The following is a 25,633-nucleotide window of genomic DNA, read 5'->3' on the forward strand; positions in this document are numbered from 1 at the left end:
TCATCGTCATGTGAAGCCAGCCGCAGAGAGCGCGGAATTAGCCAGCGAAATATCGTGTCAACGTTGAGGAATTAGCCCGTGGTGATACAATGTCGCCCACGTTTTTAAATTCCGAGCAACCGTTGGCAAACTGCTGACACGCGTTGCGTAATAAGGCAGTGAACCCAATGAAAATCAAAACCCGTTTTGCGCCGAGTCCTACCGGCTATCTGCACTTCGGTGGTGCCCGCACTGTGCTTTATTCCTGGTTGTTTAGCCGCCATGCAGGCGGAGAGTTCGTTCTGCGAATCGAAGATACTGACTTGGAACGTTCCACTCATGAAGCGATCGAAGCAATTATGGCTGGCATGAACTGGTTGAATTTGGATTGGGATGAAGGCCCCTACTTCCAGACCAAGCGTTTTGACCGCTACAACGCGGTGATCGACGACATGCTGGTGCAGGGTACAGCCTATAGATGTTATTGCTCCAAAGTACGTCTAGACGCGTTGCGTGAAAAGCAGATGGCAAACGGTGAAAAGCCACGTTATGACAGCCACTGCCGTGATAGCCAGTGCAGCCACACTGATGATGAACCGCATGTGGTACGCTTTCGCAATCCGCAGGAAGGCTCGGTAATCTTTGACGACAACATCCGTGGCCCAATCGAATTCAGTAATCAGGAACTGGACGATTTGATCATCCGCCGTACCGATGGTTCGCCAACATATAACTTCTGTGTGGTGGTGGACGACTGGGATATGGAAATCAGCCATGTGATCCGTGGCGAAGACCACATCAACAACACCCCACGCCAGATTAATATCCTGAAAGCGCTGGGTGCGCCGGTGCCGGAATATGCGCACGTCTCGATGATCCTCGGCGACGACGGCAAGAAACTGTCCAAGCGGCACGGTGCAGTGGGGGTGATGCAGTATCGTGATGATGGATACCTACCGCAGGCGTTGCTGAACTACCTGGTGCGTCTGGGTTGGTCGCATGGCGATCAAGAAATATTCTCCCTCGATGATATGAAAACGTTCTTTACCCTGGATGCGATTAACAAGTCCGCCAGCGCCTTCAATAATAAGAAATTGCAATGGCTAAATCATCACTACATCAACCATATGCCCGCGGAAGAAGTGGCGGTACATCTGGCGTGGCACGTTGATAAACTGGGTATGGAAACCCGCAATGGCCCTGAATTGAAAGATATCGTTAAGCTGCTGGGTGAACGTTGCAAAACCTTGAAAGAAATGGCTGAGTCTTGCCGCTACTTCTATGAAGAATTCCACCATTTCGACGCCGATGCCGCCAAGAAACACTTGCGACCGGTCGCCCGCCAGCCGCTGGAAGCGGTGCGTACCAAGTTGGCAACCATCAGCCCATGGACGCCGGAAAATGTGCACCACGCTATTCAGGATACCGCAGATGAACTGGGTGTGGGGATGGGCAAGGTCGGCATGCCGCTGCGCGTAGCAGTGACAGGGGCTGGGCAATCGCCTGGCATGGACGTCACTGTATATGCGATCGGCCAAGCGCGTTCTCTACAGCGTATCGATAGGGCGTTGGCATACATCGCCGAGCGCGAAGCGCAGTGTTGATTGCTCATCGTGCGGTATCAATCAAGCCACCCCGTGGAACGATCTCGCGTGACGATCTAGCTAGCCTCTATTGACGATTTTGGGCGTTAAGCAGGCTAATTTGGCGGCTTTTTCAGCGCTTGATCGAGGAATTCCATTTAGCCGTTGACAGTGTTTCTGGGGTTTCATATCATGCGCCCCGTTCGCAGCACAACCGCGCTGTGGAATGGGGCTATAGCTCAGATGGGAGAGCGCCTGCATGGCATGCATGAGGTCGACGGTTCGATCCCGTCTAGCTCCACCACTATTAAAGCGTATCTTCTACCCCAATCTCCCCATCATCCTACTCTATATCCTACTCTTATTCTGCTTCTGGCTATCTTTAGCCTCTAATTATCGTACTAAACTCCTGCTACCAAGTCCTACTTCTTAGCATCAGATTGTTTCTCTGCGAAAAAATCCGGAAACATTTCTCGTTTCCGGATTTTACACCGCCACTTAATTGGTCAACGGACCCTTAACTGACACCGGATACCTAGTCACATTTTCGCGGTGCCGTTTAGCTGAGCACCAGACCTGCTATAGCGGAAGACAGAATACTGACCAGCGTTGAACCATATACCAGCTTCAGACCAAATCGTGACACCACATTGCCCTGATGTTCGTTCAGCCCTTTGATCGCCCCAGCCAAGATGCCGATGGAAGAAAAATTGGCGAAGGAAACCAGGAACACCGACAGGATGCCTGTGCTGCGTGGTGACAGTTCGGCAGAGACTTTTTGTAGCTCCATCATCGCCACAAATTCGTTAGAGACTAACTTGGTCGCCATGATGCTGCCGACTTGTAAGGCTTCGTGTTTAGGGACACCTATGATCCAAGCGAACGGATAGAAGAAGTAACCGAGGATGCGCTGGAAACTCAGGCCAAAGATGGCGCTGAAGAGGCCATTGAGCGCAGCGAGCAGGGCAATAAAACCGATCAGCATCGCAGCAACGATAATCGCCACTTTAAAACCAGTCAGGATGTATTCACCCAGCATTTCAAAGAAACTTTGGCCTTGATGCGGGTTGCCCAAGTGCAGATCTTCTTCTTTACTGATGTCATACGGGTTGACCAATGACAGCACGATAAAGGTGCTGAACATGTTCAGCACTAATGCTGCTACCACAAATTTGGCATCCAGCATCGTCATATAAGCACCGACGATAGACATGGAAACCGTAGACATCGCGGTTGCTGCCATGGTGTACATGCGCTTTTCTGACATCTTGCTCAGGATATCTTTATAAGTGATGAAATTTTCAGACTGACCAAGGATCAGCGAACTGACGGCATTGAACGATTCCAGCTTACCCATACCGTTCACTTTTGATAGCACGGTACCGACAATCTGGATAATAAACGGCAACACCTTGATGTATTGCAGAATACCAATCAGTGCAGAGATAAAGACGATGGGACACAGTACCTTCAGGAAGAAGAATGCCAGGTTTTTTTCTGCAATGCCACCGAATACAAAATCAGTCCCTTGCCCAGCAAATCCTAGTAGTTTGTCGAACAATGCTGCACATCCCTTTACAAAGCCTAAACCCGCTTCCGAATGCAGAAGAAAATAGGCTAGCAGTACTTCAATGATCAATAATTTAATAATGTAGCTAATGTGGATATCTTTGCGATCTTGGCATACTAATAGCGCCAAAATCGCCACCACCATCAAAGCTAACGCAAAGTGCACAAAAGGGGACATGCTTGCTCCAAATATGAGGCTGGTTGGACTTTGGACGTCATTCTATGTAACGCTGCATTTAAAAACGAGACTTCTATTAAAAATATGCAAATTTCCAGTGGGAATATTCTTAATTATAAATTTTTTGATTAAAAATCAATATGTTATAACATTTGTATGAAAATTATATTCTTGTGCTAGTGTTATTTTTGCTGCGGGATTTTACAGTGTGGGTAGCTTTTTATTATTTTTCATATTGCGGAAAAGATGGTGATGATCTGTGCGCTGGTGGGGGATGTTAGTGGCACAAATTCCCGCTTAGCGCTGTGCACTGTTGCTACGGGTGAGATTATCCAGGCAAAAACCTATACTGCCCTAGAGTTTGAAAGTCTGAATGCGGCGATCCGCTAATACCTGAAGGAATACCAGGTTAGGGTGCAAGATGCCTGCATTGCTACTGCCTGTCCAGTGTCCGAAGACTGGGTGGCGATGCCCAACCATAGTTGGGCATTCTCGATCAAAGCGATGAAAGCCAACCTAAGGCTGAAACACCTGGAAGTGATCAATGATTTTACTGCGGTATCGATGGCGATCCCGATTTTATCGCAAGACGATATGCTGCAATTTGGTAGCGGCAGCGCACAGAAGGATAAGCCGATCGCGGTATACGGTGCAGGCACTGGGCTGGGTGTTGCTCATCTTGTGCATGTTAGCCAGCGCTGGGTCAGTTTGCAAGGTAAGGGCGGCCATGTTGATTTCGCGCCGAACAGCGAAGAAGAGGATCTCATTCTGGCGGTGCTGCGTGCCGAAATGGGGCACGTTTCCGCTGAAAGGGTGCTATCTAGCCCAGGATTTGTCAATCTTTACTGTGCCATTGTCAAGTTGGATAATCGTTTGCCGGAGCCGTTGGAGCCGCAAGACGTCAATACACGCGCATTGGCAAACAGTTGCATTGATTTCCGACGCGTTCTGGCACTGTTCTGCGTGATTATGGGGCGTTTCGGCGGTAATCTGGCGCTGAATTTGGGCGCTTTTGGCGGCGTTTATATTGTCGGCGAGGCATTGTTCCGCGCTTTATAGCGTTTTTTAAAACGTCCGGTTTCCGTACCGCTTTTGAAGACAAAGGACGTTTTAAGGACTATGTGCATGACATCCCAGTGTTTATGATCACCCACAGTCAACCAGGGTTACTAGGAGTCGGCGCTCATCTGCACCAGACGCTAGGTATGCATTTGTAATAACCTCTCCCATTAGGCTATTTTATTTGCTATTATGGCCCTGGGAAGTGCTCTCCCTCCACACGTACTCCCTGTACGCTGCGGCTGTTTCGCGCTGTCGGTGTCCAAACTGGCTGCAACAATCGTACACCCACTGGGATAGGATTCTTAATCCTGTTTGTTCACGCTGCACCAATGGATTAACATAGTTCCCACTTATTCCTTGCAGGGTTGTATAAATATCTGATGCGTTATCTGGTTGCTCTCCTCCCTCTGATCACCTTGCTGGCTGCTTGCGTCACGACTACCACTCTGCCTCAGCGCAACCACGGAGAAAGGCGGCTTTTTGCTGACGCCTGCCCACAGTGGCAAACCGCCAAGTTGGGATTTTGCCTACAACCTAAATACGGCGCGCTTTATAGATAAAATGGTGCGAGAGCGCGGTTTTGATCGCCAACAGCTACACAACTTGCTGGCGCAGACCAAACGGCTGGATTCGGTGCTGCGGCAGATGGAACAACAAGCACCAACCCCCACCACACAGGAACCAGCTTGCCCTAACGGCTTTTGGTTGCGCCACCGCAACAAATTTATCACAGCGGATAACGTGCAAAACGGCGTGGCGTTCTGGAACAAGTATCAAGCTGCCCTGCAACGCGCTTAGCAGGTCTATGGTGTGCTACCGGAAATCATCGTTGGTATTATTGGGGTTGAAACTCGTTGGAGGCAGGTAATGGGGAAAACCTGCGTTATCGATGCCTTGGCAACGTTGGCCTTCGACTATTAACGTCGCACCGACTATTTCGTTGGCGAGTTAGAGACATTCCTACTGATGTCGCACACGGAGTGGAATGATCTGCTGGAACTGCGCTGCTCATTTGGCGGCGCTATGGGCTACGGCCAGTTTATGCCTTCCTCATATAAGCCGTATGCGGTTGACTTCGATGGTGACGGTCATATTAACCTATGGGAAGCGGTGGATGCCATCGGCAGTATTGCTAACTACTTCAAAGCGCACGGCTGGGTCAAAAGCGGAGCGGTGGCGGTACAGGCTTATGCTCAGGCTCCTGGGCTGGAGCATAGCTTCAAAACCCGTTACCCGATCGACAGCCTGGCAGCGGCGTGTTTAAGCCAACAGGGATCGTTGGGCGACAATCATCAGGCTAGCCTACTGCGTCTGGATATCGGCACTGGCTATCAGTATTCGTACGGCCTGCCTAACTTCTACACTATTACTCGCTATAACCACAGCACTTATTATGCGATGGTGGTATGGCAGCTGGGTAAAGCGGTGGGGCGCTCGGCGCGCGGTTCATTCGAAAGCTTTCATCAATCTGTGTCACGCTAAAAATCACTGCAACCATCATTTATTGATGGCGACTCTTAACATAAATTGCCCACTAAGAACATCGTTTTGTGGAACTCTTCGCAGATGCCATTGCTCTGCGGCGACATCGCTCTGCTTGTAACCGAGTGGAGAACCCACATTGGGGTTGTACGCTGGAACCGCCGTAAATTTCCTGACTGATAGCTTTGTCACTCGTGCTGAGGGCAAACATCCGTATGATCTTGCGTTTGATCTCATCGGACAGCGTGGTCTGATGTTTCTTCACCCTTTGAGGGGCGTTGTTGTAAGCCTTCCAGTTGGTGATGTTGAACTTTTTCTGGGCCACGGAATGTCGCTATTTTGACAGCAGGAGAGTGATCTGATCCTCGTGCCGGCCAAATGTTCGATTTATTCAACAACGCCGTTCTGACCATGATGGTAGATCAGAGCAGAATCACAACGGGGACAATGAACATTAACGCTGACCATGAACAAAACTCAAAAGCACTTAATATATATCATATTCAACCAGTTATATGAATCCCCTATCGAAAAGCATATGTTCTAGCATATGTTCTACTAGTTGGAATCATCACCCGATTATTATGATGTCAGCACAATGTTCAATTCCCCGTTACTTGTGACCAACAAGTGATCCGTGCAATTTATCTTTTTAACGGTAAACACACCTGTCTTATTTCCACGCACTTTTTGAGATTTCCGGGTTTTCAGCCATCAGCCGGTACTCTTCCGGCGTCAGGTTATTCAGGAGTCCATGGGGGCGTTCGCTGTTATATTCGTTCAGCAGCTTTGTTGAATAAATCGAACTTTTGCCCTCGCCCAGGATCAGATCACGTATCGCAAACGTTACATGACTACGAGGGTCAGGTTCAGGTTACAGAGGCTTTGGCCAAAGTGCGTGCTCTGAATAAAATGACCAAGGCTGGTATGCCAAAAAGAGGGCGCATTGCCTGAACGTCGGAGCTGTCAAGGGGCTGCTGACCCAAAATCTGATTTATTTAACAAAGCCTCGTCCACCAGGAACAACTCTAGCAACGCGTTGAGGAATAGCTTGCCTTGCTCGGTAATTTGCCAATATTCCGGCGTCTCCTTCAGATAACCTTTCATCAGCGCTTCCTCTAACTGCGGGCGGATGGCGCTTTCCGCCAGTCCGGTGTAGTTGACAAAATCGGCGCGTGGCGCAGCCTCTAGCAGGCGGAAGCGGTTCATGAAGAATTCGAACGGCCGATCCGCTAGCACCACTTCATGCTGTTTGTCCCTATATTTTCCCTGCATAAAACCACGCGGATGTTTGGTCTTCGCCGTGCGCAGGATGCGGCCATCGCTGAAAGTCAGTTTGCCGTGCGCACCGCAGCCGATCCCCAAATAGTCGCCAAAACGCCAATAATTGAGATTGTGCTGACACTGATAACCCGGCTTAGCATAGGCCGAGGTTTCATACTGCTGATAGCCGGCGTCACTTAGCAACTGATGGCCTTGCTCGAAGATATCCCATAGCGCGTCGTCGTCCGGCAACACCGGCGGGCGCGAAATGAACAGGGTGTTCGGCTCAATGGTTAGCATATACCACGACAGGTGTGGCGGGTTGAGGGCGATCGCCTGGCGCAGATCATCCAGCGCGTCTTCCAATGACTGGTCTGGCAGGCCGTGCATCAAATCGAGGTTGAAGCTGAGCAGACCGAGGCCAGTCGCCAAATGCGCCGAACGTTTAGCCTCTTCCGCACCATGGATGCGCCCCAGACGGATTAACTTCTCAGCGTTGAAGCTCTGCACACCGATCGAAATGCGGTTTACACCAGCATGCTGGTAGCCACTAAAGCGATCGGCCTCGACGGTGCAAGGATTGGCCTCCATAGTGATCTCAGCGTCATCGGCAACGCGGATGCGTGAGCGCACGCCGTCTAGTAACGCCTGCATCGCTTCGGCGCTCAACAGGCTGGGGGTGCCGCCGCCGATAAAAAGGGTGTTGATTTCACGATCCCCCGCCAGCGGCAGATCGGCATTCAGATCGGCCAGCAGGTGATCGACATACTCCTGATGCGGCACCTCCTCCTTCAACGCATGCGAGTTGAAGTCACAGTAAGGGCATTTCTGCACACACCACGGGATATGAATGTACAAACTCAGCCGGGGCAGTTTAAGCATTGCGCATGGCAGCCAGCATAAGCTTTAATGCTTTACCACGGTGCGACAGCGCGCTTTTCTCCTCGCGGCTCAACTCGGCGGCAGTACGGCCCAGCTCTAGTAGGTAGAAGACTGGATCATAGCCGAAGCCGCCTTCACCCAGGGTTCCTATGGTGATTTCACCCACCCAACTGCCATGGCACACCAGCGGTGTGGGGTCTTGTGCATTGCGCATGTAGACCAGCACGCAGTGGAATTGCGCCCCACGGCTGCCCTGCGGCACGTCTTTCAGCGCCGCGAGTAATTTGTCGAGGTTTTGCCGATCAGAGGCGTCATCCCCCGCGTAACGAGCAGAGTAGATGCCCGGCGCGCCGCCTAGCGCGTCCACCGCCAGGCCAGAATCGTCCGCGATCGCTGGTAGGCCGGTTTCCTGCGCCGCGTGACGCGCCTTCAGGATAGCGTTTTCGATAAACGTCAGGCCGGTTTCCTCGGCGGGATCGACACCTAGTTCCGTTTGTGCAACCACCTTAAATTCAACATCGGCCAACAGATCGGCTAATTCACGCACTTTGCCTGGGTTAGCGGTGGCAAGAACAACGTTTTGCATAGCTACTACCTTAAAAATGATTCGATTATGCTGTGTATAGCGCCACGACCACGGCGGGGATCTGCTGCGGATGAATGATGCGTAATTTTTTATGCCGCCCCAGTTCGACTTTCTCAATGGTGACGTTACTTCTCGCCACTTTGAACTGCTTGGCGAGAAACTTGATCAAATGGGCGTTGGCCTGGCCGTCGACTGGCGGGGAGATAATGGCAATTTTAACTTCGTCGCCATGCAAACTGCTGATCTGATCGCGGCTGGCTTTCGGCTGGATATATAACCTGATCGCCAGCACATCCGCAACGGGGATGACTGCACTCACAGCAAGAACCACAGTTCGCCAAACAGATCGATGCCCAAATAGTTGAGCAGATACAAGATCAAGATCACCACCATAGCGGAAAAATCGATGCCACCCATCGCCGGGATGATACGACGGATCGGTGCCATCAACGGCTCGGTCAACTGGTACATCACATAATCAATCGGGCTGTGCCCCTGGCTGATCCAGCTCATCAGCGCACGGATAATCATCACCCAGAATATCAAGTAACCGACGGATTTGACCAACGAGATCAAACCAAACAGCAGGTTATACGGGTTAAGCGATATCGCGCCCCCCTGGATCAGCAGCAGTAGTGGGTACTTGATGGTCATCAGCAGGAACGCCAGCATCAGCGAGGCGCTGTCAATCGGTCCCAGCGAAGGGATGATACAGCGCAGCGGAGCGACCACTGGCTGGGTGATCTTGACCACAAACTGTGAGAACGGGTTGTAAAAATCAATGTGCGTCCACTGCAGCCAAATGCGCAGTAGTAGTACCATCACGTAAAGATCAGTAACGGTCTTGACTAAAAAAGTCAGCGTTAGCATGTTACAGCCCTTCCCATTAAAATTATGTTATTTAAAATTATTTTTCTATTTCCTTCCCGTGCGATACCGCCGCTTGCATAGCTTTGGCTACGGTTTTCAGCAGTTGCTGTTGGTTAAACACCCTCAGCGCTTCAGCGGTGGTGCCACCTTTGGAAGTCACCTGCTCACGCAGCGTGGACAATGGCGTATTAGGGTTGGCTTCAACCAAGGCGGCAGCCTGCTGCACCAGATAGCGCGAGGTTTGGCAGTCAAACCCCATACGCTCGGCCTCATTTTACATTGCTTCCATAAACAGGAAAAAATAGGCCAGGGCGCTGCCCGCTGCGGCGATCACCCCATTGATGCCGTTTTCGTCATTAACCCAGCAGACTTTGCCGACCGCAATCATCAGATCGAAGGTGTATTCACGATCCTGCGGGCTCACCTGCGGTGGCACATCCAGCCCGCTCATGCCTTTGCCAACCAGTGATGGGGTGTTTGGCATGATGCGCACCAAGCTTAGCTTGTCGCTCAACAGTTGATAGAAACGGCTGCCCTGGGTACTTGCGGCGATCGACAGTACCAGCTTGCCAATAAAGTCGACGTGTTCCCGCAGTGGCTGGCACACCTCCGCCATCATCTGTGGTTTAACCGCCAGCACCACGACTTCGGCTTCGCGCACGCTGGCGATATTATAACCACTGCTGACGATGCCTAAGTTCGCCATCAGCACATCCCGGTTCTTGGTTGTGGGGGCGCAAACACGGATTAATTTGGCCGGATAACCGTCCGCCACCAGGCCACCGATGATAGCGCGCGCCATATTGCCAGCACCAATAAGGGTAATCTTGCGATATTGCATCAAATCCCTCTTTTTGTCAGGCGGGTGAATAACCACGGTGACCAAAAATTGCAGTGCCTAGGCGTACCATGGTGCTGCCTGCGGCGATAGCCGCCGCCATGTCATCGGTCATGCCCATCGACAGTGTGTCTACCTGCGGGTAACGTTGCCGTAGCGCTAGAAAAGCATCGTTCATCTGGCAGAACACTGCGAGTTGCCGTGGGTAAACCACTTCCGGAGCAGGAATGGCCATCAACCCACGCAGCATCAGGTTCGGCAGCGCGACGATCGCCTCGGCCAGCGCTGGCAGCGCATCCAGTACAATGCCAGATTTGCTCTGCTCATCGCTGATATTTATTTGGATCAGCACGTTAAGCGGTGTCATCGTGGCCGGGCGCTGATCGTTCAGCCGCTGGGCGATACGTAGCCGATCCACTGTCTGGCACCAAGCGAAATGTTCCGCCACCAGACGGCTCTTATTCGATTGTAGTGGGCCGATAAAGTGCCATTCTAACGCCGTCCCTTCCTGCAAAGCGGCGAAATGCTGAATTTTGTCCACCCCTTCCTGCACGTAGTTTTCACCAAATGTGCGTTGACCCGCAGCGATAGCTTTAGCGATCACCGCCACAGGTTTGGTCTTACTGACGGCAAGCAAGGTCACTTCTTCTGGCGCGCGCGCGCAGTCTTGCGACATAGTCGCAATGCTGTTTCGGACATCCTCTAGATTCTGTTGGATAGTACGCATAATTGACCCAGGAGATTGATATGGATATCGGTGAATTAGTCGCCCTTAGTGTAAAGCATAATGCCTCCGATCTGCACCTTTATACTGGCCATACACCAATGTTGCGCATTGATAGCGAATTGCAGCTGCTGGCAGGGGCGGAAAACCTAACGGCAGAACAGATGTTAGCCTGGTGTGATGCACTGTTGGCCTCCCCGCAACGCCGTGAGCTACAGCAGCAAGGGCAGGCCGAATTTATTCATCACAGCCAGCGTTCGTTGGTTCAATAACGTGAAATTGGCCGTGACAGCCACAGTTTCAATGGGGCATTGCGCGCTGCGCTAAGAGAAGATCCGGATGTGATCCTGCTGGGAGAGTTGGGGGATACCGCGACCATACGTCTGGCGCTTACCGCAGCGGAAACCGGCTATTTTGTGCTGGCGACACTGCATACCCGCAGCGCAGGCGATTGAGCGACTAGTAGACGTGTTTCCAGCCGAGGAAAAGCACTGTGTCCGCGCCAAATTGGCAGGTAGCTTGCAGGCAGTGATCGCCTAAAAGCTGCTAGGACGCCCCGGTAGTGGAAGGGTGGCTATCTTTGAAGTGCTAACCGCAACTGCAGAAGTCAACAGCATGATCCGCGAAGGCAAAACCCATCAACTTAACAGCGTGCTGCAAACGGGGGCTCAGTCCGGCATGCAGAGCTTTGAACAAGGGCTGCAACAGCGGATCGAGGCAGGTTTGCTGGGCGGAAATGGCGCGGAGGCAGGCGGTTTTAGCCCTGCTGACGCTCGAACCAACTTTCCAGAATAACCACCGCCGAGGCGGAGTCTACCCTACCCTTATCCAGAGCACGGAAGCCGCCGCGATCAAACAAGTTGGCGCGGGCCTCAACGGTACTCAAACGCTCATCATGCAAGGCAATCTGCACACCAAAACGACCATGCAGGCGATTGGCAAACTTGCGTGCCTGCTCGGTCACCGGCTGCTCGCTACCATCCATATTCAACGGCAAGCCAACCACCACCAGATCCGGTTGCCACTCTTGCAGCAGTTTGGCGATTTTCTGCCAGTCTGGTGAACCAGCCTGCGCCTTGAAATCCGCCAGTGCGCGGGCGCTGCCTGTCAACTCCTGGCCAATCGCCGCGCCAATGCTTTTGCTGCCAAAATCGAAGGCGATAACGGTGCGATTGCTCATCAGGCGTGTCCTACGTGGTTGACGATGCTGCGGATATCGACGCCCAAGCGGTTGGCAGCCTCATGCCAGCGCTTGGCGATCGGCGTATGAAACAGAGTGTCGGTGTCAGCTTCGAGGGTCAACCAAACATTCTCCAGCACTTCCTGCTCCAATTGGCCTGGCTCCCAACCGGCATAGCCCAACGTTACCAGCACATTATCCGGCTGCTCTGGAGTACCCAATGTTTCCAACACGTCTTTCGAGGTGGTAATCATAGTTTGCTCTGAGATCGCCATGCTGTAACCAAAGCCCTGGCATGGCGTATGTAAGATAAAGCCGCAGTCATCTGCCAATGGGCCACCAGCAAATACCGGTTTTTCCAGGTTGATCGCCGGATCGCGTGTCTGGGACATAATCTTCAGCTTGTTTAGCACCATCGCTACCGTGCATTGCTCCAGCGGCTTATTGATCACTAACCCCATAGCGCCTTCTTCATTATGCTCGCAGATGTAAATAACCGATCGTGTGAAGCAAGAAGCCTGAAGTGATGGCATGGCGATCAGAAAATGGTGCTGTAGATTCATGGCGTTATCAGGGTGATTGATGGGGGATAAATTAAACAACCGCCAGTATGCGGTCATACCCGTAACCTTTCAAGCCATAGCCTGGCCTAAACCGACAATCACGGCGCGAAAGGGGCAATGGCAGGCGGTTTTCCGCCAGCATTGCAGATTCACTTCGCCGCCAGACGCTTTTCTATCGCTTCCATCAGCACGCTAGTGATAGACACCGAGAAGGCTGCCTCGATCTCACGCGCACAGGTGGGGCTGGTGACGTTGATCTCAGTCAAGCGGTCACCAATCACGTCCAGGCCGACGAAGATAAGTCCTTTTGCCTTTAACGTTGAAGCCACCGCGTGGGCGATTTTCCAGTCACTCTCGCTCAGCGGACGCACTTCGCCGTGACCACCAGCCGCAAGGTTGCCTCGGGTTTCACCTTGAGCAGGAATACGCGCTAGGCAGTAAGGCACCGGTTCACCATCGACCACCAGAATACGTTTATCGCCTTCCTTGATCGCCGACAGGAAATTCTGCGCCATGCAGAAGCGCTTGCCGTGCTCGGTCAGGGTTTCAATAATCACTGACAGGTTCGGATCATCCTGCTTTACACGGAAGATCGATGCGCCGCCCATGCCATTCAACGGTTTGAGGATGATGTCACCGTGCCGCTGGTGAAAATTACGGATATGTGCTGCACTGCGGCTGACCAAAGTGTCCGGCGTCAGTTCAGGGAACCAAGCGGTGAATAGCTTCTCGTTGCAGTCACGCAGGCTTTGCGGTTTATTGACTACCAGCGTGCCTTTAACCTCTGCACGATCCAGTATATAGGTCGCGTAAATGTATTCAGTATCGAACGGTGGATCTTTGCGCATCAGGATCACATCCAGATCTTGCAACGCCAGATCCTGCTCGGCAGCAAAACTGTACCAACTTTCCTGGTTTTCTTTTACGCTCAGCCCCCGCGTGCATGCGCGGCTATCACCAGCGTGCAGATAGAGATCGTTCATCTCCATGTAGTGCAGTTCCCAGCCACGGCGCTGCGCTTCAAGCAGTATGGCAAAGCTGGTGTCTTTCTTAATGTTGATGGAAGCGATAGGATCCATCACGATGCCGAGCTTGATCATCTTTTATCCTTTATCTTAGATCGCCGAAACTTACATGCAAAGCGGTAATTGCGGTGAGCGCGGTGGTTTCTGTACGCAGAACGCGTGGCCCCAGCAGGATATCAGTAAATCCATGGCCGGTGGTCATCGCAATTTCGTTGGCGGATAAACCGCCCTCTGGGCCGATCAGCAAGCCGATGTGATCCACTGGCAGCAGCAGGGTGTTGATACTGTGGCTGGCACATGGGTGCCAATTCAGTTTCAGGCTGCCGTCCTGTTCAGCACACCAAACCTCCAGCGGCATCGCCGCGCTAATTTCAGGAATGCGGTTGCGGCCATACTTTTCGCAAGCGGTGATGGCGATCTTTTGCCACTGCTGAATTTTTTTTGTCAGGCGCTCGCCAGAAAGCGTAACGCCGCAGCGTTCAGAAAACAGCGGGGTGATGACGTTGACGCCCAGCTCAATGGATTTTTGGGTGGTAAACTCAATCTTCTCGCCACGCGAGAGCACTTGGCCAAGATGCAGAGCGGTGACTCAAAGTCTTCCACCCGGCCAGCACCGCGCCGCACCTGAACACTTTTCTTATCCACCTCGACGATCTTGGCATCGCACACTTGATTGCTGCCGTCGAATAGCGCCAACGCCTGAACGATGCTCATGCGTAGTACGCGCACAACGTGGTTGGCCGCCTCAGCGCTCAGGGCGATTTCCTCATAGTCGGTCAATAGCTGCGGATGGTAAATACGGGGTATGCGCATGTGATGCTCTTATCCTAACGAAAGGGCACAGCGGATTGGCTTTACCTTGAGAGATAGATATAGATATAGATAAAGGCTATAGTAGGTTAGAGGCGATTTTCAATCCTAAATAGCGGTGCCTGATGCCATCACACTTTCGGCATTCTCGGCATCAGCGGCATCGATATGGACGGTTCGCTGCTGGAATTCGATTATCAAGAAGTGCGCACTAAACGTGCCATTATCGAAAGCTCCCGTTGCGTGATGTTGGTAACCGACCATTCTAAATTCAGCCACAACGCCATGGTCAACCTGGGTAACATGAACCTGATTGACTACCTGTTCACCGATCAACGTCCCTGGCCTAGTATGATAAAGATCATTGAGCAATACGGATGTGCAACTGGAGTTGTTTTGACCCTCTGCTCGCCATTGCCACTTCCAGGGCTGTGGCTTGCGGGTTCATCAGCCTGCTAAAGCTATTATAGCCTGCACCTATAGCTTTTCTCTGGGTATGACCCCTACCACCAAACTGTTACCTCTGTCACGCCTACATTTTTTTTGGTTAATTCTTAGCTTGTTCATGAGTTTTTGTTTAGGGTGGCATGACGTTGAAACCAGGGATCTGATAGTGATCAGTGGCAGTATTAAAGGTGCCGACATCGCGGCGGATACTGCCGGGCGTGGGCTATTGGTACTGCTACTGGAGGCGCAAGATCAAGATTTGGCCTGGGCGACCTCTTCTGCCAGTTCTAAGCTGATCCACGATGGCCTGCGCTATCTGGAACACTACGCATTCCGTTTAGTGAGCGGAGCGCTAGCCGAACGTGAAGTGATGCTGAAACTGGCACCGCACATCGCATTCCCGATGCGTTTCCGTTTGCCGTACCAACCGCAACTACGTCCGGCCTGGATGATCCGCCTCGGCCTGTTCCTGTACGATCACCTGGGCAAACGTACCAGTCTGGCAGGCAGCAAAATCTTTCGCTTTGGAGCAGAATTGGTCTTAAAGCCTGAGCTAAAGAACAGTTTCGAATATTCTGACTGCTGAGTCGACGATGCACACTTCGTGGTGCTAAATGCGCAGGAAGTGGAAAAGCACGGCGGCGAAGTGCGCACCCGCCCCAAAGTGAAGTGCGCATGGTGTGAAAACGGCCTGTGGATGGTGTAAGTGCTCGATATCAATAGGGGCAAAACCTTATACCTGGTACCTGGCGCGCTAAGGGCATGGTAAACGCCACTGGCCCCCGGGTGAAACACTTCTTCGACGACGGCCTTAAGCTGCAATTACCTTACCGCATCCGCCTGATCAAAGGTAGTTACATCGTGGTGCCACGCGTGCACCGTCAGCTACAGTCCTACATTTTGCAGAACGAAGACCAGCGCATCGTCTTCGTGATCCCATGGAATGATGAGTTCTCTATCATTGGCACTACCGATATGCAATACCATGGTGATCCGCAAGGAGTGAAGATCGACGAGAATGAAATCAACTACCTGCTAAACGTGTACAACCACGACTTCAAAAAACCGTTGAGCCGCAACGACATCGTCTGGAGCTACTCCGGCGTCCGTCCGCTGTGCGATGATGAGTCTGATTCTCCACAAGCAGTCACTCTCGACTACACGCTAGACATACAGGATGAGCAGGGTAAAGCACTGTTGCTATCGGTGTTCGGCGGCAAATTGACCACCTACCACAAGCTGGCTGAGCATGCGATGGAAAAGCTAGCGCACTACTACCCTGGCTGTGTGCCCCTGCGTGGACCAAAAATATTACGCTGCCTGGCGGCGACATCGCTGGCGAGCGCGACTGGCTGCCGGGATCCATGGCGCGCCGCTATGCTCACACCTAGGGTAGCCACAGCGAATTGATCCTGGCCGCTGCCAACAGCCTGGGTGATCTGAGTGAAGATTTCGGCCACGGCCTGTACCATGTACCAAGCCAAGCTACACTACCTGATCGAGAAAGAATGGGTAGTGGAACTGGACGACGCCATCTGGCGACGCACTAAGCTGGGCCTGTGGCTCGATGCAGCGCAGCAGGCGTGGGTGAAAACCTGGCTGGCGAAATACACAAAAAGGCTATCTCTCGTTTACTAAGAACCTAACCCAGTAGGCGTACATTGTTGTAGCCAGTTTGGATACCGACAGCACACAATAGCCCGAGTGTACATGGCGTACGTGAGGAGGGTGAGCACTGCCCAGGTGCAAAATGGCAAATAAAATAACCTACTGGGATGGGTTCTAAGCACCAAGCTGTATGAGGCCAATAGAGATAATAATTAAGCCTTTTTTTGCACCATAATTTCCGATCTCGAATCTCCCCTCTATAAAGGTGCAGATAGTTTCCCCTGCGGATTGACCTTCGCCGCACTGCAATGTGGCTTTCAGGGTCGCCAGAGATTAAGACTAAACGCACCGCGATAAAACAGGGGATAGCCATCTCACAACAGGATATTCAACATACGGCGCAGCGGCTCAGCCGCGCCCCAAAGCAGTTGGTCACCCACGGTAAATGCAGACAAGTAGTGCGGCCCCATATTCAGCTTGCGAAGCCTCCCGACCGGCGTATTTAACGTGCCGGTCACCGCTGCTGGCGTCAGTTCACGCAGGGTCAATTCGCGGTCATTCGGGATCACCCGCATCCAGTCGTTATGCATTGCCAGCGTTTGTTCGATTTCCGGCAACGATATGTCTTTTTTTAGCTTCAGGGTGAACGCCTGGCTGTGGCAGCGCAGTGTACCAACGCGTACGCACAGACCATCTATAGGGATCACACTGGAGGTATTCAAAATTTTGTTGGTCTCCGCCTGGCCTTTCCACTCTTCACGACTCTGTCCGTTATTAAGCGGCTTATCGATCCATGGGATCAGACTGCCAGCCAGCGGCACACCGAAGTTATCGGTTGGCAGCTTGCCGCTGCGGGTGGCTGTGGTTACCTTACGTTCGATATCCAAAATCGCCGAGGCAGGGTTATGTAACTCTTGCGCAACCTCAGCGTGCAGCAGGCCCATTTGGGTTAGTAGTTCACGCATGTGGCGCGCCCCACCGCCAGAGGCCGCCTGATAGGTGGCGACTGATGCCCACTCCACCCAGCCGTTGGCGAACAGGCCACCGAGCGACATCAGCATCAGGCTTACGGCACAGTTGCCGCCAACAAAGATCTTGATGCCTTTATCCAGCCCCTGTTGGATCATCGCGTAGTTGACCGGGTCCAAGATAATGATAGCATCATCCCGCATGCGCAGTGAAGAGGCGGCGTCAATCCAGTAACCCTGCCAGCCGCTTTTACGCAGCTTAGGATAAACTTCGTTAGTATACTCTCCGCCTTGGCAGGTAATAATGATGTCGAGCGCGCTCAGTGCATCAACATCATAGGCATCCTGCAACCTGCCCAGCTGGCCACCGAATGCTGGCGCAGCAGAACCGGGCTGTGAAGTGGAGAAAAAGACTGGGCGAATGGCATCAAAATCGTGCTCTTCCATCATACGGTGCATGAGAACCGAGCCGACCATTCCGCGCCAGCCGATGAAACCAACATTTTTCATAATCACTGTGTCCTGCCTTGTAAAGGGCTATTAGGTTGAGTTATGTGTAATATCTCTTCACCTTACAAAATGACAAAATGTTAGCATGTTAGCGCAGGCGCAAAGTGAATTTATTCTATGGCGAGGCATTTTTTAGCAATCCTGCTTATAAGTCACCATACGCACGGAAAGAGCGGCGCGTTTTCTCTATTTCGAGGTAATAATGACAGAGATGATTTCAGCTACAGTGTTGCTGTTTTTAATCATGGATCCACTGGGAAACCTGCCGATTTTTATGTCGGTACTCAAGCACCTGGAGCCACGTCGCCGGCGAGTGGTACTGATCCGCGAGTTGTTGATCGCCTTGCTGCTAATGCTGATCTTCCTGTTTGCTGGTGAGAAGATCCTGGCGTTCCTCAACCTGCGCACCGAGACCGTTTCTATCTCCGGCGGGATCATTTTGTTTCTGATCGCCATCAAGATGATTTTCCCCTCGCAGGAGGGCAACAGCTTTGGGCTTTCTCCTGGTGAGGAACCCTTTTTAGTGCCGCTGGCGATCCCGCTGGTAGCTGGGCCATCGATTCTGGCAGCACTGATGCTGCTGTCGCACAAGTACCCAAACTTGCTACCTCATCTGGTGATAGCACTGTTGATTGCTTGGGGGATTTCTGCGGCTATCCTACTGATGTCTAATCTGTTCCTGCGCCTGTTGGGTAGCAAAGGGATCAGTGCGTTGGAAAGATTAATGGGTTTGATTTTGGTAATGCTGTCTACCCAGATGTTCCTAGACGGCGTGCGGACTTATATGAAACTGTAACGGGAATACTGGTGCCTGAAGCACCAGCAATAGATGCGTGGTTAACGGGAGGCCACGCCCTGAACATAAGCGATAATATCAGCAACCACACAGTCCAGAGGTTGGTTGCTATCGATCGCGGCGTTGTTGAATAAATCGGATTTGGAATAAAGAGTCCCATGAATGGGCAGCTTTCAGGCAAGGCGTACACTTTCTGGCATACCGGCGAGCGTCATCTTGTTTAATGCACAGATCATGGCCAGCGCCTCTGCAACTTGCCCATCATAATCTCGCAGCGACAGGTGACCACCAAATAGCTGTTTTACTCTGTACTTCGCTGTTGCCGCTATCGAACGTCGGTGGTAGCCTGTGATACTTTTTCACCGTGTGTTGTCTCCGGTAAGGCGCTGGTTCGCCACCGCTTGATTTCGCTCTGCATAGTCTGCCGACCAATAACGGGCTCCGCTGCTGGGCGGTATTAACGCCTTGAGCTTCTTGCCCCTTAACTCATCATCACACACTCGCGTATCCTAAGCCCGATCCGCCGAGGCGACTTTGATTTTACGGTACCTCTGGCGGATGAGACCTGGGAAGGCTGCGGTATCGGTGACATTGCTCAAGGAAAGGTCAGCACAGATGACCTCATGTGTTTCTGTATCTACGGCCAAATGCAGTTTTCGCCAGATCCGCCGTTTTTCCTGACCGTGTTTTTTTTACCTTCCACTCACCTTCACCCAACACGTTGAGCCCGCTAGAGTCGATAACGAGGTGCGCAATTTCACCTGGCGTTGGGGTTTTAAACGGGACATGGCCGGACTTTGCCCGCTTACTGATGCAGGTGTCGTCCGGGCAGTTCAACGGCACTTTGATCAGTGTGACAATGGAGTCGCCGAAGCCCTGGAGGGCGCGAAGTGTCAGGCCGAAAATCCGTTTCAGCATCAATACGCTGGTGATTGCCATATCGGAATAATGTGGTTGGCGACCACGCAGAGAAGGTTTTGCCTCGCAGTACCAGGCGTGAAGTGCCGTTTCATCCACCGAGAAAGTGAGTGAACCCCGAGCGATAAGGGCGTTGTTGTAAGCCTTTCAGTTGGTGATATTGAACTTTTACTGGGCCACGGCATGTCGCTATTTTGACAGAAGGAGAGTGATCTAATCCTCGTCCAGGCCAAAAGTTCGATTTATTCAACAACGCCCGTCAGATGCAAAAAATTATCCAGAAAACACCAGATAAAAATTATGCCAGACGCCTTATCGCCATGTTGATATTACACCGTAGCAACACGCTGACTTACCTAGGTAAAACCTTATGTGTCGCCCGTTCCTCTGTCGGACTATGGGTTAATTTGTTCACATTGGTCGGCTATGAAGGATTGGCAAGCCTTTCACCTGGACGCCCCTGAAAATAGCCCACGGAGGCGATGTTAAAGATGCTTGATTTGCTCGTTCAGCGTTCTCCACAGGACTTTTGCTATCTGCGTTATCGGTGGAATACTGAGATGTTAACGGATGGGCAAGTTGCAGAGGCGCTGGCCATGATCTGTGCATTAAACAAATTGAAATTAATAAATTATTTAACTCGACGTTACATCCTGGCTCACTTCGGCGCTGGAGGGGCTTTTTTGAATAAATCAGGCCGCACAAGAATATGACGAGTTGAAACAAAATGCGCGTGAGCAGGCTGCGGTAGCTGCCGAGGCATTATTACATGCGGCGCTGTGGTCGTTCTTCGCATTATTTATCGGCGTGGTGATCAGCGCACTGGCCGGTTTGTTGGGGGTAACTACCAACACCCACCGTGTGACCGAAAGTCAACCGTAAGTTGTCATGATCCCGGCCTCTTTTCGCATCTTTGTGTGGGAATGTGAGGTTGGGTGACAGCTAGGAAAGACTAGCTTCCTGATGTATCATTTTCCGCTTGCCATCAGCGCTCTGTATCTTTGGCACAATTTGGTGATACCATCCACCAAGCCAAACGCGGCTGAGTGAGGTAACCCCTTCATTCTGTACACCAAGTTAGGTTTCAATCTGGCAATTGTGGGCGAGATCTGCCACCTAACTGAGAAAACCCAAAACGCAATTTTTGTATTGCATGTGATCTGTCGTGTGGGTCACCACTGTAGCTGTAGATAAGGATTTTTAATGCCTGTTATTTCGCTTCCAGACAGAAGTCAGCGTCATTTTGATTACCCCATTTCCCCGTTGGATGTTGCCCGTGATATCGGCCCTGGTTTGGCGAAAGCCTGTATTGCTGGCCGTGTCAATGGTGAGCTGGTTGACGCCTGTGATTTGATTAAATCCGATGCGCAGTTAGCGATCATCACCATAAAGGATGCCGAGGGTCTGGAAATCATGCGCCACTCTTGTGCGCACCTGTTAGGACACGCCATTAAACAGTTGTGGCCGGACACTAAAATGGCCATCGGCCCGGTGATCGATAACGGTTTCTACTATGACGTTGACATCGAACGTACTTTGACGAAGGAAGATTTGGATCTGCTTGAAAAACGTATGCATGCGTTAGCTGACAAAGACTACGATATCATCAAGAAAAAGGTCAGTTGGCAAGAGGCGCGTTATACCTTCTCTGCGCGTGGTGAAAGCTACAAAGTGGCGATTCTAGACGAGAACATCGGCCATGATGATCTTCCTGGCCTGTATCATCACGAAGAATACATTGACATGTGCCGTGGTCCACATGTGCCGAATATGCGTTTTTGCCATCATTTCAAGCTACAAAAAACTTCTGGCGCATACTGGCGCGGCGACAGCAAAAATAAAATGTTGCAGCGTATCTACGGCACAGCTTGGGCGGATGAGAAGCAGCTGAACGCCTACCTGCAACTTTTGGAAGAGGCAGCCAAACGCGATCATCGTAAGATCGGTAAACAGCTCGACCTGTATCATATGCAGGAAGAAGCACCTGGCATTGTGTTTTGGCACAACGATGGCTGGACCGTTTTCCGTGAATTGGAAGCTTTTGTGCGCATGAAGCTCAAAGAGTATCAGTATCAGGAAGTGAAAGGTCCGTTCATGATGGATCGTGTGCTGTGGGAAAAAACTGGCCATTGGGAAAACTATAAAGACGCCATGTTCACCACCTCGTCGGAAAACCGCGAGTACTGTATTAAGCCGATGAACTGCCCAGGCCATGTACAGATCTTCAACCAAGGCTTTAAGTCGTATCGCGATTTGCCGTTGCGCATGGGGGAGTTCGGCAGTTGCCAACGTAACGAACCTTCGGGTTCTCTGCACGGTTTGATGCGTGTACGTGGCTTTACGCAAGATGACGCCCACATCTTTTGTACCGAAGAGCAGGTGCGTGCCGAAGTGAACGCATGTATTCGTATGGTCTATGATATATATGCTACCTTTGGTTTCGACAAGATTGCGGTTAAGTTGTCTACTCGCCCCGAGAAGCGCATTGGCACGGATGATATTTGGACTCGTGCGGAAGAAGACCTGGCCGCTGCACTGACCGAAAACGGTATTCCATTTGAATATCAGCTGGGTGAGGGGGCATTCTACGGACCAAAAATTGAATTTACCCTGCATGATTGTTTGGATCGCGCATGGCAATGTGGTACCGTGCAGCTTGATTTCTTCTTACCGGGTCGTTTAGGCGCATCCTATGTTGGCGGAGACAACGATCGTGTCGTGCCGGTGATGATTCACCGCGCCATATTAGGTTCCATGGAACGTTTCATCGGTATCCTTACTGAAGAATACGCTGGATTCTACCCAACATGGATCTCTCCGGTGCAGGTCGTGGTCATGAATATCACCGACATCCAGTCCGATTACGTCCAGCAAGTGACCAAAAAACTGCAAGATGCCGGTATTCGCGCTAAAGCAGACTTGAGAAATGAGAAGATAGGCTTTAAAATTCGCGAGCATACATTACGTCGGGTTCCTTATATGTTAGTATGCGGTGATAAAGAGGTCAAATCAGGCAACGTTGCCGTTCGTACCCGCCGTGGCAAAGACTTGGGAAGCCAAGACGTAAACGAAGTCGTAGACAAGCTGCTAAAAGAGATCCGCAGCCGTAGTCTTAATCAACTGGAGGAATAAAGTATTAAAGGCGGAAAACGAGTTCAATCGGCGCGTCCCAATCGCATTAACAGAGAAATTCGGGTGCAAGAAGTTCGCCTAACAGGCATCGATAGCGAGCAGATTGGTATTGTCAGTCTGAATGAAGCTCTTCAAAAAGCCGGGGAAGCCGGCGCTGATTTAGTTGAAATCAGCCCAAATGCCGAACCGCCAGTTTGCCGGATCATGGATTACGGCAAATTCCTTTACGAGAAGAGCAAGTCGACCAAAGAACAGAAGAAGAAACAAAAAGTTATTCAGGTTAAGGAAATCAAATTCCGTCCTGGTACTGATGATGGCGACTATCAGGTCAAACTACGCAACCTGGTTCGCTTTCTGGAAGATGGCGATAAAGCCAAAATCACTCTGCGTTTCCGTGGACGTGAAATGGCGCACCAACAGATCGGTATGGAAGTGCTTAACCGCGTCCGTAGAGATCTGTGTGAAGAAGCTGATCTAGCCGTTGTTGAATCCTTCCCAACGAAGATCGAAGGCCGTCAGATGATCATGGTGCTCGCACCGAAGAAAAAACAGTAAGGCTTCCAAGTAATCGAACCCGCACAGCGACCGGGCCGTGTGGGCGTTTTGGTTTTATTCGCCTAACTGATTCGCTGTTTAACAATGCGAAGTGGATTTAATTAAAATGCCAAAGATTAAAACTGTACGTAGTGCAGCCAAACGCTTTAAAAAGACCGGTAGCGGTGGTTTTAAGCGCAAACATGCTAACCTACGTCATATTCTGACCAAAAAAGCAACTAAGCGTAAACGTCACCTGCGGCCAAAAGGCTTGGTATCTAAAAACGATCTGGCTCTGGTTGTCGCGTGCCTGCCGTACGCATAAATCATCTTTTTGAATTTAGAATAAGACTTTAGGAGAGAGCATATGGCTCGCGTAAAACGTGGTGTAATTGCACGCGCACGTCACAAGAAAATTATGAAGCAGGCGAAAGGCTACTACGGTGCCCGTTCGCGCGTATATCGTGTTGCCTTCCAGGCGGTAATCAAGGCAGGTCAGTATGCTTACCGTGACCGTCGCCAACGCAAGCGTCAATTCCGTCAGCTATGGATTGCACGTATCAACGCTACTGCTCGCCAGAGCGGTCTCTCTTACAGCAAATTCATTAACGGCCTGAAAAAAGCCTCTATTGAAATTGACCGTAAGATCCTGGCTGATATCGCAGTCTTCGACAAAGTGGCCTTCAGCACACTGGTTGAGAAAGCAAAAGCAGCTTTGGTGTAATAAAGTCAAAAGAGGGGGCATGCCCCTCCTCTTTTATTCATCGTTTATAGCTAAAAATATTGACTTTCATGACCAATAGCTATAGCACAGGTGGGTAATCATCGACAAGGTAACGCAATCCATGTATGTCGCTATTTTTCGCTTCTTTTTTGCTTTAGCGTCTGATTTAAGGAGGCTTGCGCGTAAGAAAAGAAACGAAAAGTAGCGCCTAAGCCTCCCTTGTGGAGGCTTTTCTTTTTTTGGGTGCCATCTTCTTCAGCTGTTGAGCCGTAGCGCTGTTCAAATCGGTTACTGACCGATTTGTCGCGAGTTAGCCCGCTAGCTACGACTTGAAAGTCTTTGAAGATAAACCAAAGGCGTGTTCGAATAATCGATTACAATTAATGAGGGCCATAGCGGCCAAAAGAAGAGGAAAGCAATGCCACATCTCGCAGAGCGGGTTACCAATGCCAAGGCAGCCATAGAAGATGCCCAGGATTCTGCCTCGTTGGATTTGGTACGCGTCGAATATTTTGGAAAAAAAGGCTATTTTACCCTGCAAATGCAGTCTCTACGTGACGTGCCACCAGAAGATCGTCCAGCGGCTGGTGCGGTAATCAATCAGGTGAAACAGGCGGTAAAGGATGCGTTGAATGCGCGTAAAAAAGCACTGGAAACCGCAGTGTTGAACGAGCTTTTGGCTGCTGAAACCATTGATGTATCTCTACCGGGTCGCCGTATGGAAAACGGTGGGTTGCATCCGGTGACTCGCACCATCGATCGTATCGCAACCTTCTTTGCTGAGCTGGGCTTCTCTGTGGCCACCTGGCCGGAAATCGAAGATGACTATCATAACTTCGATGCATTGAATATTCCTGGGCACCACCCTGCGCGTGCCGATCACGATACTTTCTGGTTCGATGCCACGCGTCTGCTGCGTACCCAGACTTCTGGTGTGCAAATTCGCACCATGAAGAACCAGAAGCCGCCAATTCGTATTATTGCACCGGGCCGTGTTTATCGTAACGACTACGATCAAACTCACACTCCAATGTTCCATCAGATGGAAGGGTTGATCGTCGATAAAGATATCAGCTTTACCAATCTAAAGGGAACGCTGCACGATTTCTTGAACAATTTCTTTGAAGCAGATTTACAGGTTCGTTTCCGTCCGTCTTACTTCCCGTTCACCGAACCGGCCGCAGAAGTTGACGTGATGGGCAAGGATGGCAAGTGGCTGGAAGTGCTCGGTTGCGGCATGGTACATCCGAACGTTCTGCGTAATGTCGGCATCGATCCGGAAATTTACTCCGGCTTTGCCTTTGGCATGGGCATGGAGCGTCTGACGATGTTGCGCTACGGTGTCACAGATTTACGGGCGTTTTTCGAAAACGATCTGCGTTTCCTCAAACAGTTTAAGTAA

General features: G+C 51.2%; 22 protein-coding genes, 1 tRNA gene, 9 pseudogenes and 1 other annotated feature. Of the genes and pseudogenes, 16 read left to right on the plus strand and 16 right to left on the minus strand.

Features of this window, described 5'->3' with window-relative positions:
- Positions 1–167: 167 nt before the first annotated feature.
- Both gltX and AACL06_RS10030 read left to right on the plus strand, forming a co-directional pair.
- Positions 168–1,583, plus strand: a complete 1,416-nt coding sequence (gltX, locus tag AACL06_RS10025) for a glutamate--tRNA ligase (RefSeq protein ID WP_339038405.1) — start codon at positions 168–170, stop codon at positions 1,581–1,583.
- Positions 1,584–1,790: 207 nt separating this feature from the next.
- A tRNA-Ala gene (locus AACL06_RS10030) sits at positions 1,791–1,866 on the plus strand.
- A 255-nt stretch (positions 1,867–2,121) separates the two neighbouring features.
- Here AACL06_RS10030 and AACL06_RS10035 read toward each other — a convergent pair.
- Positions 2,122–3,309, minus strand: a complete 1,188-nt coding sequence (locus tag AACL06_RS10035; RefSeq protein ID WP_339037105.1) for a NupC/NupG family nucleoside CNT transporter — start codon at positions 3,307–3,309, stop codon at positions 2,122–2,124.
- Between the two features lie 252 nt (positions 3,310–3,561).
- Between AACL06_RS10035 and glk the strand changes: the two are divergent.
- Together glk and mltB are read left to right on the plus strand one after the other, a co-directional pair.
- A pseudogene (glk, locus tag AACL06_RS10040) lies at positions 3,562–4,526 on the plus strand (glucokinase).
- A 225-nt stretch (positions 4,527–4,751) separates the two neighbouring features.
- Positions 4,752–5,853 (plus strand): annotated as a pseudogene (mltB, locus tag AACL06_RS10045) (lytic murein transglycosylase B).
- 233 nt (positions 5,854–6,086) lie between these two features.
- Here mltB and AACL06_RS10050 read toward each other — a convergent pair.
- Both AACL06_RS10050 and AACL06_RS10745 read right to left on the minus strand, forming a co-directional pair.
- Positions 6,087–6,251: a hypothetical protein gene (locus tag AACL06_RS10050; protein ID WP_339037108.1), complete on the minus strand. Its 165-nt coding sequence runs from the start codon at positions 6,249–6,251 to the stop codon at positions 6,087–6,089.
- Positions 6,241–6,321, minus strand: a complete 81-nt coding sequence (locus AACL06_RS10745) for an IS1 family transposase (RefSeq protein WP_425336944.1) — start codon at positions 6,319–6,321, stop codon at positions 6,241–6,243. The genes AACL06_RS10050 and AACL06_RS10745 overlap by 11 nt, the downstream gene beginning before the upstream one ends.
- A 369-nt stretch (positions 6,322–6,690) precedes the next feature.
- Here AACL06_RS10745 and AACL06_RS10060 point away from each other — a divergent pair.
- A pseudogene (locus AACL06_RS10060) lies at positions 6,691–6,807 on the plus strand (IS5/IS1182 family transposase); the annotation flags it as partial.
- A 12-nt stretch (positions 6,808–6,819) separates the two neighbouring features.
- Here the strand turns inward: AACL06_RS10060 and hemW are convergent.
- The 6 genes and pseudogenes from hemW to AACL06_RS10090 all read right to left on the minus strand — a co-directional run bounded on the left by hemW (position 6,820) and on the right by AACL06_RS10090 (position 11,019).
- Complete coding sequence (gene hemW, locus AACL06_RS10065) at positions 6,820–7,998, minus strand: radical SAM family heme chaperone HemW (RefSeq protein WP_339037110.1); 1,179 nt, start codon at positions 7,996–7,998, stop codon at positions 6,820–6,822.
- A complete protein-coding gene (gene rdgB / locus AACL06_RS10070; protein ID WP_339037112.1) occupies positions 7,991–8,584 on the minus strand; it encodes an RdgB/HAM1 family non-canonical purine NTP pyrophosphatase in 594 nt (197 codons plus the stop codon). The genes hemW and rdgB overlap by 8 nt, the downstream gene beginning before the upstream one ends.
- Positions 8,585–8,609: 25 nt before the next feature.
- The gene (locus AACL06_RS10075) at positions 8,610–8,903 is read right to left on the minus strand and encodes a DUF167 domain-containing protein (protein ID WP_339038407.1); all 294 of its coding nucleotides are present in this window, start codon (positions 8,901–8,903) and stop codon (positions 8,610–8,612) included.
- A complete protein-coding gene (locus AACL06_RS10080; protein WP_339037114.1) occupies positions 8,900–9,454 on the minus strand; it encodes a YggT family protein in 555 nt (184 codons plus the stop codon). The genes AACL06_RS10075 and AACL06_RS10080 overlap by 4 nt, the downstream gene beginning before the upstream one ends.
- Positions 9,455–9,491: 37 nt before the next feature.
- Positions 9,492–10,295, minus strand: a pseudogene (proC, locus tag AACL06_RS10085) (pyrroline-5-carboxylate reductase).
- A 16-nt stretch (positions 10,296–10,311) separates the two neighbouring features.
- Positions 10,312–11,019, minus strand: coding sequence for a YggS family pyridoxal phosphate-dependent enzyme (locus AACL06_RS10090; protein WP_339037116.1), 708 nt, complete (start codon positions 11,017–11,019; stop codon positions 10,312–10,314).
- 20 nt (positions 11,020–11,039) lie between these two features.
- Here AACL06_RS10090 and AACL06_RS10095 point away from each other — a divergent pair.
- A pseudogene (locus AACL06_RS10095) lies at positions 11,040–11,811 on the plus strand (type IV pilus twitching motility protein PilT).
- On the opposite strand, the gene ruvX reads toward AACL06_RS10095, so the two are convergent.
- From ruvX to rsmE, 4 genes and pseudogenes are all read right to left on the minus strand, one after another.
- A complete protein-coding gene (ruvX, locus tag AACL06_RS10100) occupies positions 11,774–12,196 on the minus strand; it encodes a Holliday junction resolvase RuvX (RefSeq protein ID WP_339037120.1) in 423 nt (140 codons plus the stop codon). The pseudogene AACL06_RS10095 and the gene ruvX overlap by 38 nt on opposite strands.
- On the minus strand, positions 12,196–12,759 hold the full coding sequence (locus tag AACL06_RS10105) for a YqgE/AlgH family protein (protein WP_339038409.1): 564 nt from the start codon (positions 12,757–12,759) through the stop codon (positions 12,196–12,198). The genes ruvX and AACL06_RS10105 overlap by 1 nt, the downstream gene beginning before the upstream one ends.
- Before the next feature lie 149 nt (positions 12,760–12,908).
- Positions 12,909–13,859, minus strand: coding sequence for a glutathione synthase (gshB, locus tag AACL06_RS10110; protein ID WP_339037123.1), 951 nt, complete (start codon positions 13,857–13,859; stop codon positions 12,909–12,911).
- Positions 13,860–13,869: 10 nt separating this feature from the next.
- Positions 13,870–14,597: pseudogene (gene rsmE, locus AACL06_RS10115) on the minus strand (16S rRNA (uracil(1498)-N(3))-methyltransferase).
- Positions 14,598–14,732: 135 nt separating this feature from the next.
- On the opposite strand from rsmE, the pseudogene AACL06_RS10120 reads away from it, so the two are divergent.
- Positions 14,733–14,994: pseudogene (locus AACL06_RS10120) on the plus strand (DeoR/GlpR family transcriptional regulator); the annotation flags it as partial.
- A 165-nt stretch (positions 14,995–15,159) separates the two neighbouring features.
- Positions 15,160–16,679 (plus strand): annotated as a pseudogene (glpD, locus tag AACL06_RS10125) (glycerol-3-phosphate dehydrogenase).
- Between the two features lie 344 nt (positions 16,680–17,023).
- Here glpD and asd read toward each other — a convergent pair.
- A complete protein-coding gene (gene asd, locus AACL06_RS10130) occupies positions 17,024–18,127 on the minus strand; it encodes an aspartate-semialdehyde dehydrogenase (RefSeq protein WP_339038315.1) in 1,104 nt (367 codons plus the stop codon).
- 202 nt (positions 18,128–18,329) lie between these two features.
- Here asd and AACL06_RS10135 point away from each other — a divergent pair, with 202 nt between their 5' ends.
- Entirely contained in the window at positions 18,330–18,923 is a 594-nt protein-coding gene (locus AACL06_RS10135; protein ID WP_339036503.1) for a YhgN family NAAT transporter, read from the plus strand.
- Between the two features lie 173 nt (positions 18,924–19,096).
- On the opposite strand, the pseudogene AACL06_RS10140 reads toward AACL06_RS10135, so the two are convergent.
- A pseudogene (locus tag AACL06_RS10140) lies at positions 19,097–19,967 on the minus strand (IS5 family transposase).
- On the minus strand, positions 19,933–20,094 hold the full coding sequence (locus AACL06_RS10145; protein WP_339037126.1) for a hypothetical protein: 162 nt from the start codon (positions 20,092–20,094) through the stop codon (positions 19,933–19,935). The pseudogene AACL06_RS10140 and the gene AACL06_RS10145 overlap by 35 nt, the downstream one beginning before the upstream one ends.
- Before the next feature lie 229 nt (positions 20,095–20,323).
- On the opposite strand from AACL06_RS10145, the gene AACL06_RS10150 reads away from it, so the two are divergent.
- The 7 genes from AACL06_RS10150 (at position 20,324) to pheS (ending at position 25,633) form a co-directional block, all read left to right on the plus strand.
- Complete coding sequence (locus tag AACL06_RS10150) at positions 20,324–20,554, plus strand: hypothetical protein (RefSeq protein WP_339037128.1); 231 nt, start codon at positions 20,324–20,326, stop codon at positions 20,552–20,554.
- Between the two features lie 4 nt (positions 20,555–20,558).
- Positions 20,559–20,723 carry a hypothetical protein gene (locus tag AACL06_RS10155; protein WP_339037130.1) on the plus strand — a complete coding sequence of 55 codons (165 nt, stop codon included), beginning with the start codon at positions 20,559–20,561 and terminating at the stop codon, positions 20,721–20,723.
- A 321-nt stretch (positions 20,724–21,044) separates the two neighbouring features.
- Entirely contained in the window at positions 21,045–22,973 is a 1,929-nt protein-coding gene (gene thrS / locus AACL06_RS10160) for a threonine--tRNA ligase (protein WP_339037132.1), read from the plus strand.
- A gap of 3 nt (positions 22,974–22,976) precedes the next feature.
- Positions 22,977–23,528 carry a translation initiation factor IF-3 gene (gene infC, locus AACL06_RS10165; protein ID WP_339038411.1) on the plus strand — a complete coding sequence of 184 codons (552 nt, stop codon included), beginning with the start codon at positions 22,977–22,979 and terminating at the stop codon, positions 23,526–23,528.
- A gap of 106 nt (positions 23,529–23,634) precedes the next feature.
- Complete coding sequence (gene rpmI, locus AACL06_RS10170; protein WP_339038413.1) at positions 23,635–23,832, plus strand: 50S ribosomal protein L35; 198 nt, start codon at positions 23,635–23,637, stop codon at positions 23,830–23,832.
- A gap of 42 nt (positions 23,833–23,874) precedes the next feature.
- Positions 23,875–24,231: a 50S ribosomal protein L20 gene (gene rplT / locus AACL06_RS10175; RefSeq protein WP_339037134.1), complete on the plus strand. Its 357-nt coding sequence runs from the start codon at positions 23,875–23,877 to the stop codon at positions 24,229–24,231.
- Between the two features lie 115 nt (positions 24,232–24,346).
- Positions 24,347–24,469, plus strand: a sequence feature (Phe leader region).
- A 180-nt stretch (positions 24,470–24,649) separates the two neighbouring features.
- Positions 24,650–25,633, plus strand: a complete 984-nt coding sequence (pheS, locus tag AACL06_RS10180; RefSeq protein WP_339037137.1) for a phenylalanine--tRNA ligase subunit alpha — start codon at positions 24,650–24,652, stop codon at positions 25,631–25,633.

The organism is Serratia symbiotica (Periphyllus acericola), from assembly GCF_964019515.1.
Classification (GTDB): domain Bacteria; phylum Pseudomonadota; class Gammaproteobacteria; order Enterobacterales; family Enterobacteriaceae; genus Serratia; species Serratia symbiotica_D.

Bases quoted from the DNA above. Each gene is read 5' to 3' on its own strand.
- rplT (WP_339037134.1), top strand. From the start codon at position 23,875: ATGGCTCGCGTAAAACGTGGTGTAATTGCACGCGCACGTCACAAGAAA.
- rdgB (WP_339037112.1), bottom strand. From the start codon at position 8,584: ATGCAAAACGTTGTTCTTGCCACCGCTAACCCAGGCAAAGTGCGTGAA.
- hemW (WP_339037110.1), bottom strand. From the start codon at position 7,998: ATGCTTAAACTGCCCCGGCTGAGTTTGTACATTCATATCCCGTGGTGT.
- gshB (WP_339037123.1), bottom strand. From the start codon at position 13,859: ATGATCAAGCTCGGCATCGTGATGGATCCTATCGCTTCCATCAACATT.
- thrS (WP_339037132.1), top strand. From the start codon at position 21,045: ATGCCTGTTATTTCGCTTCCAGACAGAAGTCAGCGTCATTTTGATTAC.
- AACL06_RS10150 (WP_339037128.1), top strand. From the start codon at position 20,324: ATGTTAAAGATGCTTGATTTGCTCGTTCAGCGTTCTCCACAGGACTTT.
- AACL06_RS10105 (WP_339038409.1), bottom strand. From the start codon at position 12,759: ATGAATCTACAGCACCATTTTCTGATCGCCATGCCATCACTTCAGGCT.
- AACL06_RS10745 (WP_425336944.1), bottom strand. From the start codon at position 6,321: ATGGTCAGCGTTAATGTTCATTGTCCCCGTTGTGATTCTGCTCTGATC.
- pheS (WP_339037137.1), top strand. From the start codon at position 24,650: ATGCCACATCTCGCAGAGCGGGTTACCAATGCCAAGGCAGCCATAGAA.
- rpmI (WP_339038413.1), top strand. From the start codon at position 23,635: ATGCCAAAGATTAAAACTGTACGTAGTGCAGCCAAACGCTTTAAAAAG.
- AACL06_RS10035 (WP_339037105.1), bottom strand. From the start codon at position 3,309: ATGTCCCCTTTTGTGCACTTTGCGTTAGCTTTGATGGTGGTGGCGATT.
- gltX (WP_339038405.1), top strand. From the start codon at position 168: ATGAAAATCAAAACCCGTTTTGCGCCGAGTCCTACCGGCTATCTGCAC.
- AACL06_RS10135 (WP_339036503.1), top strand. From the start codon at position 18,330: ATGACAGAGATGATTTCAGCTACAGTGTTGCTGTTTTTAATCATGGAT.
- asd (WP_339038315.1), bottom strand. From the start codon at position 18,127: ATGAAAAATGTTGGTTTCATCGGCTGGCGCGGAATGGTCGGCTCGGTT.
- AACL06_RS10090 (WP_339037116.1), bottom strand. From the start codon at position 11,019: ATGCGTACTATCCAACAGAATCTAGAGGATGTCCGAAACAGCATTGCG.
- ruvX (WP_339037120.1), bottom strand. From the start codon at position 12,196: ATGAGCAATCGCACCGTTATCGCCTTCGATTTTGGCAGCAAAAGCATT.
- AACL06_RS10080 (WP_339037114.1), bottom strand. From the start codon at position 9,454: ATGCTAACGCTGACTTTTTTAGTCAAGACCGTTACTGATCTTTACGTG.